Origin of the sequence: Lactococcus taiwanensis (assembly GCF_017068355.1) — a bacterium.
Classification (GTDB): domain Bacteria; phylum Bacillota; class Bacilli; order Lactobacillales; family Streptococcaceae; genus Lactococcus; species Lactococcus taiwanensis.
In genome coordinates this window covers 979,935-999,158 of record NZ_CP070872.1, presented here as the reverse complement: position 1 = coordinate 999,158, position 19,224 = coordinate 979,935, and the positions used below count along the sequence as shown (strand labels likewise).

Sequence of the window (19,224 nt, the reverse complement as noted above, 5' to 3'; positions counted from 1 at the left end):
TCACCTCATTTTAAAAGCTTGTTAAGGTAGGCCATGCGGTTTTGTAGATAATCTCTTTCGCGCTGCAGGAAGGTAACACGAGGGACAAGATGATGATAATGCCCCGTATGTTTAAGTTCCAACTCGAGTGCATAGACCGCTTCTTTCATAAAATCAGCTAATCCTTTCTCAAAATAACGAATAAGTAAAGGCAGGATTTCAGTACACAGGTAAAGCTCTGGCACGCGCGGATGAGTGAAAAGACTTTTTTGAACAATCGATTCGGTGTGCTCATCAATCTTTTTGATATCGTCTAAAAGTTCTTTTTTTAAATCATGTGTTAGCTTTTTTCTCAGAGGTTCTACAAGGCGTAAATGCCACAAATGATACACCAACAAAAAGCAAAAGATAAAGATGAATAATCCTAACATTAAAAGACTAAACATACGAAAAAGAAAATTTTCTATTGATATAAGTTCCCGAGCAAAATTACCTGGGAAACCAAATAATAAGATCAGGAGTACCGCAGGAAAAAGGAGGGCGACTAGAGAAACGATACGTGTTTCACGACTTGCTCGTTGTTCTAAAAATGTACGGATGCGTTCATTACGCAAATAAGCATTGTTTTCTAGCACCTTCAATAGCTCTACAGAAGCATAACAATAATCTAAGTCGCTTAACCGTGTTTCTACCACGCTTGTTCCTCACTTTCTCTAACCCCCTTTTGGATCACTTTTCACCTTTCCTTTATACGGACTTCATCCGCTAAACGTTTTACAAAACTCTGAGGGTTGTTATAAGTCGTTCTAAAATGAAAATCACTGTATTCGAGACTTTCAATTGTCATGTCATTTTGAATCGCTAGTGAGATAAGATCCGCCTGTTCCGCAATTCCTTCGACATTTCCAAAACATTGATAGCCTAGGATCTTATGTGTCTTTTTTTCATAAACTAACCACGAATATACATAGTCGTGAGTATCAACGACTACATCTCGGATACTCACAATCGCAGCAGCAAAACCTTCACTTTGGGCCTTTGCAAGATTTAATCCAGTCACGGCAAGTATGTGTCTACTACCAAGGATAAATTTATAAGTACTTTGTGTGGCAGGAATTTTTCTTTGAGGTTTTCGTAAGTTGAATGCCGCAATTTCTCCTTGTCTAAGGGCGTCACTAGCGTGCGAAAGATAATGTGCAGTTTTCATGTTTTTTACTTGAGTTGTCGCACAATCTCCAACGGCAAAGACGTCCTCTTGACTGGTCTGCAAATAATCATTGACTACAATTGCCCCTTTGTCCCCTAAGTCAAGTTGTTCTGCCACCAGAAAACTATTGGGAAGAAAGCCAGTGGCATAGATTACCCCATCAGCTACAAACTGCTTTCCTTTTTGCGTCTGGATGTGACTACTTTTACGAACGCTTTGTTCATCAGCTTCTTCCGTTATAGAGTGGACGATTTCGTCTGTAAAGACAGTAACACCACTTTCTTCTAAACTTTTACGAACTCTATCTGAGACTGCTTCATCAAGATAATTATGAAGCAGATGGGAAGAAGAATGAAGCAAGGTCGTTTCAATGCCTCGAGCACTCATGACCTGAGCAAGTTCTGTACCAATCGCCCCACCACCTACAATTAAGACACTATGAGCTTCTTGCATAAATTTTTTTAATTTTTCAGCCTCATCAGCTCGCTTGATAATAAAAAAGTTTTTTCCTACATAACCTTGAGCCAAGGGCAAACTTGGAGAGGAACCCATCGCTAATACAAGCTTGTCATAGGTCACTTCTTCTTCAAGTTCTTGGGATAAATCAAATACTTTTATTTTTTTCACTCCAAGATTTAACTCAACAACAACCGTTTGAGTATAAACCTGAATCTTTAAATTTTCAAGTTGAGCTTTTGTCTGTTCATTAAATAAATAACTGAAATCCTGATGTCCTAAAAGATAGCGAGGTATATTTTGTGCAGCAAAGCCAATGCTCTTTTGTCGCTCATAAAGGACAATTTCGCTGTCTGGATACTCTGTACGGGTTTTTATCGCACATGCTACTGCTGCATGGGCGCCGCCTACTATTACAACTTTCATCCTTTCTCCTGAGCAGGTGTCTTGTTTCTATCTTACCTTGCCTTTTCTCTTTTAATTCTTGTAATCATTATAACTTATTTCTTACGTTTTTGTAACTAAAAACCTTTTAAATTACTTTTGTTTATTTTAAAATACATTGAAGTTTCTTGAAGTTTTCGCAGCTGCTATTTTGTTCAAAACGTGGTTAATCTCCCTCTTTTCCTCCTCATCCCCTCATCAATGCTTTCGAAAAAATAAATCCCCTTATCATTTAATATTATAAGGGGAGGTATTCTCATTTTATACTAATAAAAAAAAGATAGCATAGCTATCTTTTAGCGTTACGGGTTGAGTTGAAAGTCGATGGTAACGGGTTGATGATCCGAAGATTTAAATTGGTTATCAACGGTTTGAACTTTCAATGCTTTAATATTATCGGAAACGAGGAATCCATCAATTATCCCAAAGGTATTTTTAGGATTTTTTTGATCATAAGGGACATCCAATGACCTTACTGTCGAAGCATTTGTTGGAGCTACGACTCGCATCCCTTTAGTTAGATGATCGGTAGGAAAAGCTTTCATCCACGTCAGTTCTGGATGAGCCTTTCCAGCCAATGCATGGTTATAATCTGCTCCACAAATTACATAATCTCCCGCATCCACATATTCTTGCATCTTATCAAATAGGGTTTGCAGTTGTTCTTTTTGAATCTTTTGATCCTTAATGAAAGCTGACATGTGCGTATTGAATATAACAAACTTTTTATTCGAATTTTTGATAGGTAAAATATTGACGTTGAAAGCTCTTATCCAGGTCAAAAAACTTATTGAAGTTTGTCTCAATAGGGAGACGATAACGCTCTGCCTGCTCAATTTTATATTTTGAATAGGTCATAATCCCAGATTTTGCTTTACCAATCGGCTTAGTCACAGGATAAAAAAGGTAGGCTGAATCATAGTTTTGTGTCAATACCGTTGTGTAATCTTCCAGAGCTTTACGAACCATTTGAGGTTCGTTGACTTTACGGCTGCGATCTCCTTGCCAATCAATCTCTTGAATGTTACCAAAATCAGGATTTGCTTTTTTGATTAAGCGAATATCCTCTTCAATGGCGTTCACCACGGCAGCTCGGCTATAAGCGCGAACATCTGGACCTCCATCCATAAAAAAGCTAAAAGAGGGCGGATAGGAACCGTAACCGATATTAAAAGTCATCATTTTGTAGGTTTTACCCTGTTCTACAACCTGAGTTTGAGGATTTTTAATCCTCTCCTGGCTCTGGTCGGGCAAACGATGGTATTGCCCAAAAACATAAATCAAATAGCCAATAGCGCCCACAAGAAGTAGCGCGAGTAAAAGGCCTACAATTTTTCCAATTTTGAATATGATCTTTTTCATTTTTATTATGTCTAACTATGAAGAGTTATTCCCGCTCATCGAAGCTTGAAAACTCGATTTTTAATGTGGTGCCTATGAGCGACTCACTTAACTGGACACATGTCCAAAATTTGCTGTGTGGTCCGCACGCGGCCGAGTCTTGGAAAAATATTTTCCATGATCGCAGTATGGAGCTCCCCATTGAAGTCTGTCATCGCATCTTCTACAGCAATGACCTGATAACCATGCTGAAAAGCTTCACGCGCTGTGGTGTCACAGCCAATAGTCGTTGCAATTCCAGTGAGGATGATTTGATCAATCCCTCTTCTACGTAATTGCACATCTAAATCTGTTCCATAAAAAGCTCCCCAGTTATGTTTTGCGACATGGATAACGTTGTGAATTTCTTGATCATAAGCTTCTTCCATGACAAATTCGGCATAATCTGTTGGCAAAACTTGTGGCGTAGTATTCAGTGTATCCGTATGGGGGTGAAGCGTTTCAGGCCCATAGTTTTTGACATGAACAAAAACGATAAGAGCTTCGGTATTCTTAAAAGCTTCGACCAATTTTTTGTTTTTTTCAATTACAGCTTGAGCAGAATATGGAGTAAAACCTGTACGTCCAGCGATTCCTTTTTGCAAATCAATAAGGACCAAGGCTGTTTTCTTTAACTCTAGATTAGACATCTCTTTTTTCCAACTTTCATCAACTCTATTTTTCTTCTGTTTAATCATTCACATTACTTTTTATGTGTTTTTTTGTGCCCAGCAGTCGCTTTCTTACTGACAGACTTGTCAGTAAATTTTCCTTTTGCCGCTTTGCTATAAAAGGGTTTCTTCCCTTTTTTCTTTTTACGAGCCACATATTCAGCATCCTGATCGGACTTTGAGCCTTTTTTATCTGAGCTGACCGCTCTGTCAGTCTTCTTTTTATGAACTGATTTTACTTTTATGTCTTGTGATGACTTCTGACGGCGTTTATTATCTGATTTTTTCTTGACTTTAGCATTCTTATCAATGACGTCAAGCTCAGAAGGAAGGTAAGCAAAATCAATGTCACCGGTTATTTTATCAGCTTTAACGACTTTAATTTTGATGGGTTGTCCAATCTTAAAGACTAAACCTGTACGTTCTCCCACTAGGGCTAACATCCGTTCATGAAAGGCGAAGTAGTCTCCTTTTAGGGTTGAAATATGAACAAGCCCTTCAATTGTATTTTCAAGTTCGATAAACATACCAAAACGTGTCACTGAAGCAACTACACCGGTATATTCTTCGCCAACATGGTCGACCATGAACTCGGCTTTTTTCATTTTTTCAACTTCGCGCTCAGCATCCACAGCACGACGCTCACGATGACTAGAATGTTCAGCAATTTCAGGAATTTTTTCTTCCCATTTTTGTAAAACTTTAGCGGATTTTTTACCCTCGCCGATTTCACGAATTAAGCGATGCACTAACAAATCGGGATAACGGCGAATTGGCGAAGTAAAATGGGTATAATTTTCAGCAGCCAGTCCAAAGTGTCCTTCATTGTTTTCTGAGTATCGTGCTTGTTGCATACTCCGTAAAAGCATGGTCGACAGCACCATTTCACCCGGTTGACCTTTAATCTTTTTCATAAAGGCTTGGAGTGCTTTTTGATCAATCGAATTTGCTGTAGCTTCAATTTGCATACCAAAAGTTCCAGCAAAATCAATGAAGCGTTGTAAGCGATCAGCTTTAGGCTGCTCATGGATCCGATAGATGAAAGGCAAATTATGGCTTTCGAAATGTGTTGCTACAGTTTCATTGGCTTCTAGCATAAACGACTCAATCATTCGCTCTGCAATGCCCCGGCTTCTTTTTCTAATTTCAACAGGTAGCCCTTTATCGTCAACAATGATTTTAGCCTCAACGGTTTCAAAATCAATGGCCCCACGACGTTTACGCATCGCTTCCAAAATATGATGAAGCTCTACCATAATTTCAACAGAATCAGCAATCTTAGCATACTTCTCCAGAGCTTCTGGGTCTTTGGCGATCATCTGATTGACCTCATCATAGGTCATGCGTTCGGTTGTTTTAATCACAGATTGTGAGAGCTGATAATTTACCACTCGCCCTTCAGGAGTAATTTCCATTACACAAGATTGAGTTAATCGATTAAGACGTGGATTCAAAGAACATATCCCATTTGACAGGCGCTCGGGTAACATAGGGACGACGCGATCTGTCACATAGACAGAAGTCCCGCGCTCGTAAGCTTCTTGGTCAAGTGGAGAATTTTCCGTGACGTAATGTGAGACATCAGCGATATGCACGCCAAGTTCAAAATTACCATTTCCTAAACGTTTAGCATGTACGGCATCATCAAGATCCTTTGCATCTGCTCCGTCAATCGTGAAAGTGATTTCGCCACGATAATCTACACGGCCTGCGATTTCACTTTCTGGCACTTCTTCAGGAACAACCTCAGCTTGTGCGAGTACTTCCTGTGGAAATTCGGAAACAATATCCATCGAAGCCAATACCTCAAGAACGTCGATTCCTTGCTCACCTGATTGTCCTACAATCTCTGTAACCACGCCCTGCATGGTTTCTGGGAATTCGGAATCCGGATAATGGGTAATTTCGGCTCTTATAATTGCTCGATCTTCAGGAATTAAGCCTTCCTCACTTAGATACACACGATAAGGCACTTTTTTATTACGGGATTTCACAAAACCGATAAGCCCCGTCTCTGCGCGTTCCTCTTTATCGAGCGCTACAAAAGTTCCAACGACTTGATGCAGTTCATGTTTCGTGATTTCGACAACATGACCTTCAGCTGATGTTCCTTTCAAAGCATTGGCGGTTTTATCCAATTCAATGAAAACTTCATCACCTTCAAGTGCAAAGCCAGTTTGCCCCCGTCGGATAAAAACGTCTGGTTCTTCTGCATCAATATTAACAAAGCCAAAGCCAGCAGCATTTGCACGAAAAGTTCCGGCAACTACTATTTTAGCTTCTTCTTTGGGTTTGAGTGCGACTTTTCCTTTATTGGTAAATTGAATCAAGTGCTCAGCTTCTAGAGAAGCCAAAGTCTTGACAAAAACTTTGTAGTCTTTTGATTTGTTCATATGCAAAGCAGCGGACAATTCTTCCACTGACAAGGCGGTTTTTGGACTATTCTCAAGGTAGTCCATGATTATTTTTCTAATACTCATTCTCTTTCTCTTCTGGGCTCATTCTTTTGATCACTTCATGTTGAGCCTCTTTCATTTAAATCTCTGTCAGTGGTATTAATCATTTTATCAGCCGAGGCCACTGATAGAATCAATTCTACCCCTGACAGGAATAACGCTCGCCACTAGCTCCTTTTGTCGAGCTAAAGTTTACTGACCATCGTGTCAGTACTTCCACAAATTTGAAAAAATAAAATACGGGCTATTTCAGCCCGCAATTTTATCGTGTTGACAAGACGACAAGTGCAAATCCAATGACAAGCCATAAGCCAATCATAATTGCGGTAAAACGCTGCATAACCGCTTCAAAGCCACGCGCCTTGCGCCGTTCGAAGAGCTCGCCCGTTCCTCCTGAAAAAGCATCAGCCGCTCCGTCTTGTTTTGAAGGTTGCATGAAAATCGCCACAATAATAAACAATGACACAATCAGCATCACGACAATCAAAATGTCATAAATTACTTTTTCCATAGTCTTATTAATCCTTTAGGCAATTGCCTAATCTCCTTTTTCAAAATTGCGTTATTAACATTATAACACATTTTTGTTTTTTTATCTTCACAAATTATTTTAGAACATCAGATTCAATAAAAAAACTCAAGTTTCGAACTTTACGGAAACTTGAGTCTAGCCCTTGTGTTAATCATGAACCACGCTGTAGTTCTAGATAACTTGTACAAGAAGGTTATTCGCCTAATTCACTGACAAACTTGTAAGCTTCTTGCGCAGCTTGTGCTCCATCGCCTACAGCTGTTGTAATTTGGCGGAAGTCTTTTTGACGAACGTCTCCCACAGCAAAGATTCCTGGAATCGCTGTTTTCATATGGTCATCTGTAATAATCCAGCCTGCTTCATCAGTAATTCCAAGATTACCCGCAAATTCAGCGACAGGATCGAGTCCCACATAGATAAAGACGCCCCCAAATTCTTTTTCTGTTACTTCCCCTGTTTTTGTATTTTTAAAAAGAACAGATTGTACTTTTTTATCATCCCCTTTAATCTCAAGTGGGACAGAATCCCAGATAAAATTAATTTTTTCATTTTTAAAAGCGCGTTGTTGGATGATTTCTTGGGCCCGTAGTTGGTCACGTCGATGCATAATCGTAACTGTTTTACCAAAACGTGTCAAGTAGTCCGCTTCTTCAACAGCAGAATCTCCACCGCCAACGACCAAAATTTCTTGATTTCTAAAGAAAGCACCGTCACAGACTGCACAATATGAAACGCCTCGAGCCCCATATTCTTCTTCCCCTGGAATTCCCAATTTGCGGTGGTTTGCGCCCGTAGCAATAATCAAGGATTTCGTCAAAAACTCATCGTCCTCCGTGATAATTTTTTTATGACTCCCATGATCTTCGATAGCAGTGACAAAACCATAAGCGTTCTCTACACCGAGTCCTTCCAAGGGCTCAGCCATTTTCATGGAAAGCTCCGGCCCCATAATTGTTCCATAGCCAGGATAGTTTTCAATTTCTGCCGTATTATTCATTTGCCCACCAGGAACGCCTCGTTCCAATAATAATGTTTTCATTTCAGAGCGGGCAGTGTACATTGCAGCTGTCATTCCGGCAGGCCCTGATCCTATAATTACGACGTCATATAACTTTTCTGTCATTTTATTTCCTTTTTCTAAAAGCAAATCACAGTCATCCCTAAGTCTTAAAGCATTAGCGACTTAGCTGTGACTTCCTTTATTTTTCATGCTAAAATCTTATAGCCCTATTTTACATTGTCGCGCTCTATTTTTCCATTATTTGAATTGCATTTGTAATTTACAACCCACGGATTTGGAGAATGACAAGCACACCAAGCACAGCAAAACTTAAAATGGGCGTCGTTAAAATACCGACTAGGATTAAGTCAAAAATGCGATTACGACGTTCTGCAAATGGTTTCTTCGTATTTCTTACCAGATAGGTGAAAGCGTAAAAGCCACCAACTAACAAAACAAATATTGCAGAAATTAAGAGTCCTTTGAGATAAAATTCTAGAATCATCATCTTAGTTGTCCACCTCTAGATTTTTTATATGGCGAGCCAAAAAGGCACGTGTACGTGGGTTTTGGGGGGCATAGAATACTTCTTGTGGCGTACCTGCTTCAATAATTTTACCCTTTTCCAAAAAGAGCACTTTTGTAGCTACATTATAAACAAAATCCATTTCATGACTGACTAAAACCATGGTTTGTTGATTTTTAGCAGCCTGCAAGATCACTTCTTGAACTTCACCTACTAATTCAGGGTCAAGTGCCGATGTCGGCTCATCTAAAAGTAAAAGTTTAGGTTCCATAGCGAGGGCCCGAGCGATACCTACCCGTTGTTTTTGACCACCCGAAAGAAACTTCGGATAATAGTCTTTACGATCGGTCAAACCTACTTTTTCTAGTTCTTGTTCAGCAATCAAACGCGCTTTCTCTTTAGGAAGTTTTTTAACTTGAATCAGGCCCTCCATCACGTTTTCTAAAGCAGTTCTTCGCTCAAAAAGGTTGAACTGTTGAAAAACCATCCCCGTCTTTCGCCTTAAAGCAAGAACTTCCTTTTTTGTTAAATGTGCAAAATCAATTTTTAAGTCATCAATTTCAATTTGCCCACTATCCGGATTTTCCAGATTATTTAAGGAGCGCAAAAAGGTAGACTTTCCTGCACCAGAAGCGCCAATCAACGCCACAACATCCCCTTCGTTAATCTCTAAATCCAGATGATCAAGGACCTGATTGCCTGAAAAAGCCTTACTTAAATTTGTAATTTTAATCATAGTCGTCCTTTCTTTTAGCGATTAAATGGATTTTGTGAAAGCGAAATTTGTGCCCGATTTTTCCGTTTATCTTTTGGCATTTTCACTTCGAGTTTACGCTCCAACAAACGGATAAGAAGCTCGAAAATGATACAAATTGGCCAATAAACAAGGGCGAGCGCAAGATAGGTTTCAAAAAGTCGGAAGGTGGATCCCCCAATAATTTGAGCACGGGCAGTCATTTCAACCACCCCAGCCACAAAGGCCAACGAAGTTGATTTTAGCAGTCCAATCAAAGCATTCCCAAGCGGTGCAGTCGCTACCGTCGCTGCCTCAGGCAAAGTGACGCGCATGAAGACTTGAAAGTTGGTCATACCTAAGGCTTTAGCCGCTTCGGTTTGTCCTCTGTCCACAGCTTGTATCGCTGCACGGATTGTTTCAGAATTGTAAGCAGCCTCGTTAAGCGCAAAGGCCACAATAACAAAAAGCATTGCGGGAATCGTATTGACATTATATGATGTCCCGTAGTTCATATTGATGGCTTTCAAGATTAAAGGAATCCCAGTATATGAGAGGTACAATTGGACAAGGATTGGCGTACCACGTACAAAACTTACAAATAAAGCACGCAATTGATTTAAAATCGGAATCTTGTTAATCCGTACTAAAGCGAGTAAGAGACCTAAAAGAAGGCCAAAAAACATGGCAATGATTGTCATTTCAAGGGATGATGGAATCATCTTAATAATAGGGACAAAGGCACTTACAAAAGCTTCCCAACTGAATATTTTGGTGAAAAACATCGCCCAAAAATCATGGAAATTATACTGTCCTTTAATCAGCAAAAAGGGTAAGGCTGGCAACAGAATCAGGACCAATAACAATCCCACCCCCAGTATGATTTTTTTGTTTTTATTCATCGTTCTCTATTTCTAATGCTGAAAACTCCGTCATCAATGAAGTGACAGAGCTCTTTTTTGATCTTATCTTGTACTATTATACAAGATTTTTGAAAATTTTTCTGCTTTTTTACATCTTACTGACGGAGTGGTCAGTAACTATTGGGACTATTACTTAAAGAGCGAAGCGTCAGGGACAAAATCGCCTCCAAGGTATTTTTTGGAAAGCTTAGATAACGTTCCATCTTTCTGGAATTCCGCCAAAACCTTGTTGACATCGGCTTGCATCTTCTTTCCCTGTTCATCTTTACTAAACAAGAAATATTCATAACCATCATGTTCAGGGTCGCCAGTATCCATATTAATATCTTCAACTTTTAAGTCGTCAAAACCTTGCTCTTTAATCGCTGAGGTCAAGGAAATTTTATCATAGAGCATGAAATCAATTTTACCAGACTCGACTTGAGTGAAACGCGTATTGATAGAGGTACTGTCTGCAGAATAACCCAAATTGATCTTTTTATCCGGATTTGCTTTATTCCAATCTTGAATAGACTTTGTATAATTTGATGCAGGATTTCCAATCGTTGATTTTCCTGCTAAATCACCTAAAGTTTTGTAGGTGCCAGATTTTACAAGAACTGCATTATTTGATTTGGAAAGTGGTGATGAAAAATAGTACTTTTGCGCACGTTCCTTTGTCCAACCAAAATCGTTAGCCCCCATTTGATAGCGACCAGAATCAAGGCCAGGTACAATCCCAGAGAAATCTGTCACTTGAAATTTCACCTTATATTGTGGTAATTCTTTAAAAACTGCGCGCGCAACTTCAATATCATAACCTGTCAAATTTCCCTCTGCATCTGAGTAATTAAATGGTTTAGTTGCACCATCTGTAGCGATGACAACGGAAGTCGTTTTACTTGATGAAGTATCTTTTGAACCTGAATTGGAGCATGCAGCCAAAGTTCCAGCAGCGATAAATGTTAGAGCGGCAAGTGTGACCTTTAGTGATGTTCTCATAAAGTTCCCCTTTTTAAATTTTTGATAAAACTATCTTAACATGAACTTAAATCATTTGCTATTAAAAAAACTTATCACGAACTTTCGTTCCTTCTATGATATTAATAAAAGACAAAAAGTAGCATAATTTGCTACTTCTTTCTATAATCTTATATGTAATTAAGCGCATAATTTGCTGACAAGTCGGTCAGCGCACTGACTTTAACAGATTCCCCAGGTTGTGGAGCGTGTAGCACTTGACCATTTCCAAGATATATCCCCACATGGTCCCCACCGTAACAAATAATGAGGTCGCCCACTTGTGCTTGATCTAGTGAGCGGTGCTGCCCAGAAGCTATCTGATTCCAAGTCGTGCGACCAATTTCTATACCAAGGGCTTCTCGGTAGACGTAGCTTGTAAATCCAGAGCAATCAAAGCCTGCAGGTGTTGTTCCTCCCCATACATAAGGGACACCTAAATATTTTTTAGCAGTACTGATGAGTTGGTCAGCTTTATTGGGTGCCTTAGTTGCAGCTTTCGCAGGAGCTTTCTTAGCTGTTTTTGCCGTATGCGCTTTGGAGACCTTCGTTACTGTTTGGTCCATCGTTTGAGTCAATGCCTCGAGTGACTCACTAGCTGCTGATAACGTGGTCAGTGTACTCAAATCATTTTCATCATTGCTGACTAGAAATTCGTCAGCTTTTACTGGTGTTGCAATAGCAGCAGCAAGACCTGTGAAGACTGCTGCTGAAAAAATAAGTTTCTTTAACATCGCTAGTTAGTATAGCATAAAAAAACCGCTCTACAAGCGGTTTTACCATATTTTAATCTTTGAAAATTTAGTCTTCCAAAAATAATACGCATTATCTCGGTGTAACTTATTGCAAGTCCTCTATAAATTAGAACAAACCAGAGATCTTACCTTCATTTGTCACATCCATTTTTAATGCAGCTGGGGCTTTAGGAAGCCCAGGCATCGTCATGATGTTGCCCAGAAGAGCGACAATAAACCCAGCACCAATTTTAGGAATAAGCTCTCTTACTGTGATTTCAAAGCCCTCGGGTGCAGCCAAAAGTTGCGGCTGATCTGAAAAGGAATATTGGGTCTTTGCCATGCAAATCGGGAGTTGAGCCCACCCATTCTCTTCGATTTCTCTCATCTGCCTCTTAGCTTTATCCGAAAAATTAACCTTGTAACCGCCATAAATTTCTGTCACAATTTTGTTAATTTTGTCTGAAATAGACGTCTCAAGCTCATAAAGATAGTGAAAATCAGCTTTTTCTTGTAACATTGGTGAAAGTTTTTCTGCTAAGTCTAAGCCTCCTTTTCCGCCTTTAGCAAAGACTTGCGTCAAAGAAATTTCTACGCCTAAGTCCTGAGTCAGCTGGGTTAAAACTTCAATCTCAGCTTCTGTGTCAGATTCGAATTGATTTAAGGCGACTACTACTGGAATACCATATGCTTGCATATTTTGGATATGCCGTTTCAGATTGGCAAAGCCGCGTGCTACAGCCTCTTTATTTTCGAGTGTTAAATCGGTTTTATCCACTCCACCATGCATTTTAAGGGCCCGTAACGTTGCTACAATAACAACAGCATCTGGAGTTTTTTCCAGTTGACGTGTTTTAATATCAAGGAATTTTTCGCCCCCAAGATCTGCGCCAAAACCTGCTTCTGTAATCACTACATCTGCTAAACGCAATGCTGTTTTAGTCGCTAAAACGGAGTTACAGCCATGTGCAATATTTGCAAAAGGCCCACCATGAATCAGTGCAGGTGTACCTTCAATGGTTTGCACCAAGTTGGGTTTTATCGCATCTTTCAAGAGCATCGTGATGGCGCCGGCAACGCCAATATCACCTACTGTGACTGGTTTTCGATCATAGCGTTGTGCAATGACAATTTTAGCTAAGCGTTCTTTTAAATCCTCCAACGAAGTCGCCAAACATAACACAGCCATAATCTCACTGGCTACAGTAATATCAAAGCCATCTTCTCGAGGAACCCCATTTAAAGGACCTCCTAGACCAATGGTCACATGGCGCAGTGCTCGATCATTTAAATCAAGTACTCTTTTCCAAATGATGCGCCGTGGATCAATCTGCAAAGGATTCCCTTGGTGTAAACTATTATCTAAAAAAGCTGCAATCGCATTATTAGCTGTTGTGATGGCGTGAATATCGCCTGTAAAATGAAGGTTAATGTCTTCCATTGGCAAAACTTGAGCGTACCCTCCACCTGCTGCCCCGCCTTTTACACCCATCACTGGTCCAAGTGACGGCTCACGTAGGGCAACCATAACACGTGTTCCTTTTTGAGCAAAAGCATCTGCCAAACCTACTGTTACCGTAGATTTCCCTTCCCCTGCAGGTGTAGGATTGATAGAGGTCACTAAGATGAGTTTTCCTTCTTTATTTGTTTCAAATTTTTTTAAAACATCTAAAGGCAGTTTCGCTTTATATTTTCCATAAAGTTCAATATCAGCAAAAGATAAACCAACTTTTTCAGCAATTTCAGTGATGGGGGTCATTGTAGCAGCTTGTGCAATTTCGATATCTGATTTCATCATACTCCTTAAAATCTAACAACTAATATAGGTAATTTGAAGTTCTTTTATTAATATTTTATCAGAAATTAAAAGGATTTACTGTTTAAGCTATTTATTGATTCATCTTCCCATCTAAAATGTTCGGTTTTATAAAATATAATAAAAAAAAAGACCAGTCGAAACTCGTCTTTATTCCCTCTATTTATTCCAATTATAATAATGGATAATTTTGATGATACCGACAACCAAAAATTCAATCCCCAAAATCATCCAAAGGGTAACCGCTCCCCATAAAGGTGAGAAGAGCAATGTTGCACCAGCAATAACACTAATTAGACTTAAAATCATTGCCCAGATTTTATTATAAAACTGGCTTAAAGCAGTCAAATTTACGATACCATCAATAATCCACAGTACCCCTACAAAAATACCGACAAGAATAAATAACGACTCTGCTGCTGCGTTTAAGTCAGCAAAAACGAAAATACCTGCGAACAAATACATAAACCCAAGTATAAAATGACCCACACGCCAAATTTTACTACGGTCTTCTCGTTTTCTAATAAAATTCGACCCAATGTAAACAACCCCCATGATAATCAGGGCAACACCAACAATCGAAGCAACAATGGCTGCCGTGCGAGAGGGCCAAAATAGAATTAATAAACCAATAATAACTGAAACAATTCCGTTAAACCCTAGACCACGACGTAATCTTTCAAAGTCTCCACGCATACTCCTACCTCCTTTTATACCCAAAGTATAACAAGTTATTCTCATTTTTTCAAACAATGGGCTTATTTTTAGATTACTTCTCATACCCTTATTTCCTTGAATCAATCGCAGATAGTCGTTTTTATAATACGTTTTGTAAGCGAACTTATGATAAAATGATGATAAGGAGATAACATTATGAAAAAATACTTATTGGCTTGTACGGCATTGTTTCTATTAACTGGCTGTAGTGCCAAGTCTACAGAATCTACACAAGCTTCGAGCAATAAAACTCCCCTTTCCTCTTCTTCAAGTCAAAAACTTCACTCCAGTACCTCAAGCAGCACCGCCATGCCACAAACTATTAAAAAATTTGCCAGTGGCGACTATAGTGCTTACACGGGTACTTATAAAAGCGAACTGGATTCCAGTTTAATCATTAGCGCCGACAAGATCCACTATTATGCGCCAGATCAAACTTTAGTGGGGAGTGTTGTGCTCAATCAAAAAACTTTCTCTAAGCAAACTACTTCCCCTAGCTTTAGCCGTACCTACGCTTTTAATACGGAGACGATAACTGTAACTTTTAATGATACTGGTGATAAAATCACGAGTATTAGCCTCTCCAAAGACATTTATAATAATAATCAAGCCACTATTTTTAAATACAGTACCGCAGAAACAAGCCTTCCTTTTACAGAGCAAGAAGCACTCAAAATCCTTCAATCTTCTAAAGGCTTTAGTGATGACGATTCCTATTTCTTAGCTACCAAATATGAAAATAGCTACATTATTCAAGTTGTCTCCAAAGCAATCCGTGCCCAAGGAGGAAGTGGCACGGTAGGCTTATACCAAGTGTTTTCAGATGGCACTAACTTTCTAGTGAAAAACAATCCTACAACAGGAGCTTATGATAAAATCGAATAAAAGAAAGCACTCGAATTCGAGTGCTTTTTATTACTCTTGGTACAAAACTTCAAATTCCTCACAAATCACGTCCATTTCTTCTTGAAATAGGCCTAGATTTTCCCAAAATTCTTGATGAGCTTGCCGCCAATAGGAAAGAGAGCGATCACCTTCACCTTCTTTGAAAGCGTGCGCTGCAGAAACTTCCTTAAATTTTCTAATGGTGACACGGGTTGTCCGGATAGCAGCACGCGGTACACCTTTACCATCTAACAACACATCAAACTTACCGTCCACTACAGGTTGAGCTTCATCTGGTGCGTATTCGGCTAAAGCACTGGCTGTGGCTGTTTTTTTTCCAGTTAAAACGAGGTCGAGTAACTCATCGGCAAGTTCAGGTTCTGTAATAGGCCCCTCGACTTCATTACAAAAAGCCCAAGCCCAACGGAAATTTTCGGGTTCAAGTCCAGTTCTTGTGATAAAAGCTTCATACTTCATCACTCACCTCCTGCTTCTCTTTTAAAAACTCCTGTCATTCACTGACAGGGCTGTAAGTTCATTATAAATAATTATTCAGCAATAAGTGTTTCAAGTCCAACTTTCATCATATCAGTGAACGTGAGTTGGCGTTCTTCTGATGTCGTTGCTTCTCCTGTCAGCAGATGATCAGATATTGTCATAATACCGAGGGTTTGAACGTGATGTTTAGCGCCAAGGTAATAAAGACCTGCTGCTTCCATCTCAACAGCTTTGACGCCAAGTTGACCGATTTTCAACGCATCAGGCCCGCCATAGAATAAATCAGAGCTTAAAATGTTTCCCACATGGGTGGTGATCCCTAAGTCTTTTGCGATATGGTAAGCCTTATCTAGCAAGTCAAAGTCCGCAATTTGTGGAAAATCAAAATCAGGGAAATCGTGACGAACAATCGCTGAGGTTGTTGCTGCAGCTTGCCCAATCACCAAATCACGAATATGAACTTCTTCATTAATGGAACCCGCTGTCCCCACGCGAATCAAGCGTTTCACACCGTATTCTGTGATTAATTCATTGGCATAGATTGAAATGGAAGGAATCCCCATCCCTGTCCCCATGACTGAAACGCGATGCCCTTTATAAGTCCCTGTAAATCCAAGCATTCCACGCACTTGGTTAAATTGGACTGGATTTTCTAGGAAATTTTCCGCAATAAATTTGGCACGTAAGGGATCACCTGGTAAGAGGATTTTATCTGCGATTTCGCCTTTTTGAGCTTCAATATGTGGTGTTGGCATAATTTTTTTCCTTTTTATTATTTTGAGTTCACTGATGGCTCCATCAGTTTTAAAATTACTGACAGAGTGGTCAGTAAGCGTACACTGCTTTTTATAAATTGGGTTTAGTGGTAATCTTGATTAATTTTTGGTTTGCCTGATCGGTCCAAAAGCACCGTAAGTCCCCCTCCACCGCCACTACCGGCGATAAAGAGGTATTCAATTCCTGTTTCTTTATCAATAATGACTGCGTTGCCTGACATCCCACCCGAAATTTTTTCAAAGCGATTTTTGACATCATTTTTGTCCATAAGCTCACCTTTTCTCATTTAACCTTTACTGACCACTTCGTCAGTAAAATTTTTCAGCTTAAACTAATTCATCCAAGATTGATTCTCCAATATCGCCTTTTGCTACGCCAAAATTTTCTGCGATAGTCGCAGAGATATCGGCAAAGTGTCCGATTGGCAAAGGTTTTGGTTCCTTGAAAGCTTTAGAGAAAGTGACCAATGGAATGTATTCACGCGTGTGATCTGTTCCCACGAATGTTGGATCATTCCCGTGGTCTGCAGTGATCATAAGAATGTCATCCTCTCGCATCGCATCCATAATTTCTGGCAAACGACCATCTAAGTCTTGAATGGCATCACGATAACCTTCTGGATTGCGACGGTGACCGTATTTGGCATCCATATCCACGAGGTTAACAAAGAGTAAGCCTTCATCGAACTCGGGCAGGGCCATGGCTTTCAACATGCGATCCACACCGTCCATGTCGTTTTCATTGTGACCCATGTCTTTATTAATACCTTGACCATCATAAATGTCATGGATTTTACCGACCGAAATCACCTTGAAACCCGCATCGTCCAGATTATTCATGACGGTACGACCAAATGGTGCAAGTGCAAAGTCACGACGATGTGCTGTCCGCTCAAAATGACCTGGCGTACCCACATAAGGCCGAGCAATAATCCGGCCCAACATCCATTCAGAGCCGACTAACGTAATTGAGCGTACATATTCACAAATCTTCATAAGTTCATCAACAGGGATAATCTCTTCATGTGCCGCAATTTGCAAGACAGGGTCAGCTGATGTATAGATAATCAGCTCGCCTGTTTCCATTTGGCGAGGACCAAAATCATCAATAACCGCCGTACCTGAGTAGGGCTTATTCGCTTCACGAATGATTTTACGGCCTGAAAATTCTTCGATTTTAGTCAAAAGTTCTTCAGGAAAGCCGTCCGGATAGACAGGAAAAGGCGTTTTAATATCCAGCCCCATAATTTCCCAGTGTCCAGTCATCGTATCTTTTCCTTCAGATACTTCTTGCAATTTTGTACTGTAACCGAGCGGTTTGTCAGTTGGGGCCACTGTTTTTAATGGTGCAATATTACCCAAGCCTAATTTTTGAAAATTGGGTACGTCTAAGCCCACTTTTTCTGAAATATGGCCAATAGTATTTGAACCAGTATCTGGTGTTTCATGATTGAAAAAGCGATTCGCATCAGGTGCTTCACCGATTCCTGCTGAATCCATTACGATTAAATGTACACGACCAAATTTTTTTGCCATCTCATACTCCATTTTCTAATATTACACTTATTATATCAAACTTTTCTATCTCTATTATATAAAAATTCCTCATAAAAAGGTTTTCACATCGCTGCGTCTTCATCTGAAAACTTTTACAAAAGCTTTTAATAAAAAATAGGCGGAAATTGCCTTCCGTCACTTCAAAAGCGCCTGACAGTTCTGTCAGTTCATGATTGAGCCCTTTTCTTGGTAGATGGCATACAAATCCAGCAAAATACGGCAAATTAATTCTAAAGTCATGCGACTTGCAGCATCTCCTAGTAAAGCTGATTTTTCTAATTTAGATTTATAAGCCAAAAGTACAAAGTCACTCAACTGAGCAAGCTCACTTTGATAGTTGCAAGTAATCGCTAAAACTTTAGCTCCTTGCCTTTTTGACTTCTTGACCGCAGCAAGAATTCTAGGTGTTGTTCCTGACGAACTCAAGGCAATGACCATATCGTCAGCCGTCAACTTATCCGCATAGTCCATCATACTATCAAAATAGCGGCTGACAGCATTTTTCCCTAAGGATTGTAGCCGATGTGTCAGATCATCAGCCACACCCGTACTTGGCCCACGCGCGATAATCATTATTGTCTGAGAAGTTGTCAGCGCTTCTAAAATGTGGGAAAGTTCCTGACCATCCAATAAGTTGATTGTACGCACCACTTCATCTAAATTTTTATAAATAAAAGCATTGGCTTCCTTTGACAGACCTTTGATTTCTTGCTGATCTGTTTGGTGATGACGTTTCAAAAGATTTTTATAATCAGAGAAGCCTTCAAAACCTCTTTTTTTTAACGTTCTGACAATCGTTGCTGTACTCACGTGGCCTAACTCAGCAATTTGAGTGATCGATGAGCGCTGCACCTTTGATCTATTTTCTTCCAAAAAATCCCAAGTATACATTTCTGCATCCGATAACTTTTCCATTATTTCTCATTTCTTGTTCG

The 19,224-nt window shown here is 39.7% G+C and carries 19 protein-coding genes and 1 pseudogene; 1 reads left to right on the top strand and 19 read right to left on the bottom strand.

All coding sequences use genetic code 11. The features are described 5' to 3' along the window. Nucleotides 1-5: 5 nt before the first annotated feature. From JW886_RS04975 to JW886_RS04910, 14 genes and pseudogenes are all read right to left on the bottom strand, one after another. Nucleotides 6-674 carry a hypothetical protein gene (locus JW886_RS04975; RefSeq protein WP_205871449.1) on the bottom strand — a complete coding sequence of 223 codons (669 nt, stop codon included), beginning with the start codon at nt 672-674 and terminating at the stop codon, nt 6-8. Nucleotides 675-715: 41 nt separating this feature from the next. Continuing rightward, the gene (locus tag JW886_RS04970) at nt 716-2,068 is read right to left on the bottom strand and encodes an FAD-dependent oxidoreductase (RefSeq protein ID WP_205872461.1); all 1,353 of its coding nucleotides are present in this window, start codon (nt 2,066-2,068) and stop codon (nt 716-718) included. Nucleotides 2,069-2,388: 320 nt separating this feature from the next. Then, nucleotides 2,389-3,448: pseudogene (locus tag JW886_RS04965) on the bottom strand (exonuclease/endonuclease/phosphatase family protein). An 83-nt stretch (nt 3,449-3,531) separates the two neighbouring features. Then, nucleotides 3,532-4,116: an isochorismatase family protein gene (locus JW886_RS04960; protein WP_205272722.1), complete on the bottom strand. Its 585-nt coding sequence runs from the start codon at nt 4,114-4,116 to the stop codon at nt 3,532-3,534. Between the two features lie 53 nt (nt 4,117-4,169). After that, the gene (gene rnr / locus JW886_RS04955) at nt 4,170-6,617 is read right to left on the bottom strand and encodes a ribonuclease R (protein ID WP_205872460.1); all 2,448 of its coding nucleotides are present in this window, start codon (nt 6,615-6,617) and stop codon (nt 4,170-4,172) included. 238 nt (nt 6,618-6,855) lie between these two features. Beyond that, complete coding sequence (gene secG / locus JW886_RS04950) at nt 6,856-7,104, bottom strand: preprotein translocase subunit SecG (protein ID WP_075524568.1); 249 nt, start codon at nt 7,102-7,104, stop codon at nt 6,856-6,858. Nucleotides 7,105-7,318: 214 nt separating this feature from the next. Beyond that, nucleotides 7,319-8,248, bottom strand: coding sequence for a thioredoxin-disulfide reductase (trxB, locus tag JW886_RS04945; protein WP_200406728.1), 930 nt, complete (start codon nt 8,246-8,248; stop codon nt 7,319-7,321). A 157-nt stretch (nt 8,249-8,405) separates the two neighbouring features. After that, the gene (locus JW886_RS04940; RefSeq protein ID WP_075524566.1) at nt 8,406-8,633 is read right to left on the bottom strand and encodes a DUF4059 family protein; all 228 of its coding nucleotides are present in this window, start codon (nt 8,631-8,633) and stop codon (nt 8,406-8,408) included. Between the two features lies 1 nt (nt 8,634). Continuing rightward, nucleotides 8,635-9,387, bottom strand: a complete 753-nt coding sequence (locus JW886_RS04935; protein WP_205872459.1) for an amino acid ABC transporter ATP-binding protein — start codon at nt 9,385-9,387, stop codon at nt 8,635-8,637. Nucleotides 9,388-9,401: 14 nt separating this feature from the next. Then, nucleotides 9,402-10,286 carry an amino acid ABC transporter permease gene (locus JW886_RS04930; RefSeq protein ID WP_205872458.1) on the bottom strand — a complete coding sequence of 295 codons (885 nt, stop codon included), beginning with the start codon at nt 10,284-10,286 and terminating at the stop codon, nt 9,402-9,404. 150 nt (nt 10,287-10,436) lie between these two features. Then, nucleotides 10,437-11,288, bottom strand: coding sequence for an amino acid ABC transporter substrate-binding protein (locus JW886_RS04925; RefSeq protein ID WP_205272592.1), 852 nt, complete (start codon nt 11,286-11,288; stop codon nt 10,437-10,439). Nucleotides 11,289-11,437: 149 nt separating this feature from the next. Beyond that, a complete protein-coding gene (locus tag JW886_RS04920) occupies nt 11,438-12,040 on the bottom strand; it encodes a C40 family peptidase (RefSeq protein ID WP_205872457.1) in 603 nt (200 codons plus the stop codon). 127 nt (nt 12,041-12,167) lie between these two features. Next, a complete protein-coding gene (locus tag JW886_RS04915) occupies nt 12,168-13,835 on the bottom strand; it encodes a formate--tetrahydrofolate ligase (protein WP_205872483.1) in 1,668 nt (555 codons plus the stop codon). 180 nt (nt 13,836-14,015) lie between these two features. After that, nucleotides 14,016-14,552: an HdeD family acid-resistance protein gene (locus tag JW886_RS04910; protein ID WP_075524560.1), complete on the bottom strand. Its 537-nt coding sequence runs from the start codon at nt 14,550-14,552 to the stop codon at nt 14,016-14,018. A gap of 177 nt (nt 14,553-14,729) precedes the next feature. Between JW886_RS04910 and JW886_RS04905 the strand changes: the two genes are divergently transcribed. Then, nucleotides 14,730-15,458: a membrane lipoprotein lipid attachment site-containing protein gene (locus JW886_RS04905; protein ID WP_200406724.1), complete on the top strand. Its 729-nt coding sequence runs from the start codon at nt 14,730-14,732 to the stop codon at nt 15,456-15,458. A gap of 30 nt (nt 15,459-15,488) precedes the next feature. Here the strand turns inward: JW886_RS04905 and JW886_RS04900 are convergent, their stop codons facing one another. The 5 genes from JW886_RS04900 to JW886_RS04880 form a co-directional block, all read right to left on the bottom strand. After that, a complete protein-coding gene (locus JW886_RS04900) occupies nt 15,489-15,935 on the bottom strand; it encodes an ASCH domain-containing protein (RefSeq protein WP_075524558.1) in 447 nt (148 codons plus the stop codon). A gap of 71 nt (nt 15,936-16,006) precedes the next feature. Beyond that, nucleotides 16,007-16,711: a purine-nucleoside phosphorylase gene (gene deoD / locus JW886_RS04895; protein ID WP_075524557.1), complete on the bottom strand. Its 705-nt coding sequence runs from the start codon at nt 16,709-16,711 to the stop codon at nt 16,007-16,009. A 104-nt stretch (nt 16,712-16,815) separates the two neighbouring features. Further along, nucleotides 16,816-17,001 (bottom strand): DUF6440 family protein, encoded by a 186-nt coding sequence (locus JW886_RS04890; protein ID WP_205872520.1) that lies wholly within the window; start codon nt 16,999-17,001, stop codon nt 16,816-16,818. A 58-nt stretch (nt 17,002-17,059) separates the two neighbouring features. After that, nucleotides 17,060-18,268, bottom strand: coding sequence for a phosphopentomutase (locus JW886_RS04885; protein ID WP_205872456.1), 1,209 nt, complete (start codon nt 18,266-18,268; stop codon nt 17,060-17,062). Nucleotides 18,269-18,451: 183 nt separating this feature from the next. Next, nucleotides 18,452-19,204, bottom strand: a complete 753-nt coding sequence (locus tag JW886_RS04880; RefSeq protein WP_075524554.1) for a MurR/RpiR family transcriptional regulator — start codon at nt 19,202-19,204, stop codon at nt 18,452-18,454. Nucleotides 19,205-19,224 lie beyond the last annotated feature (20 nt).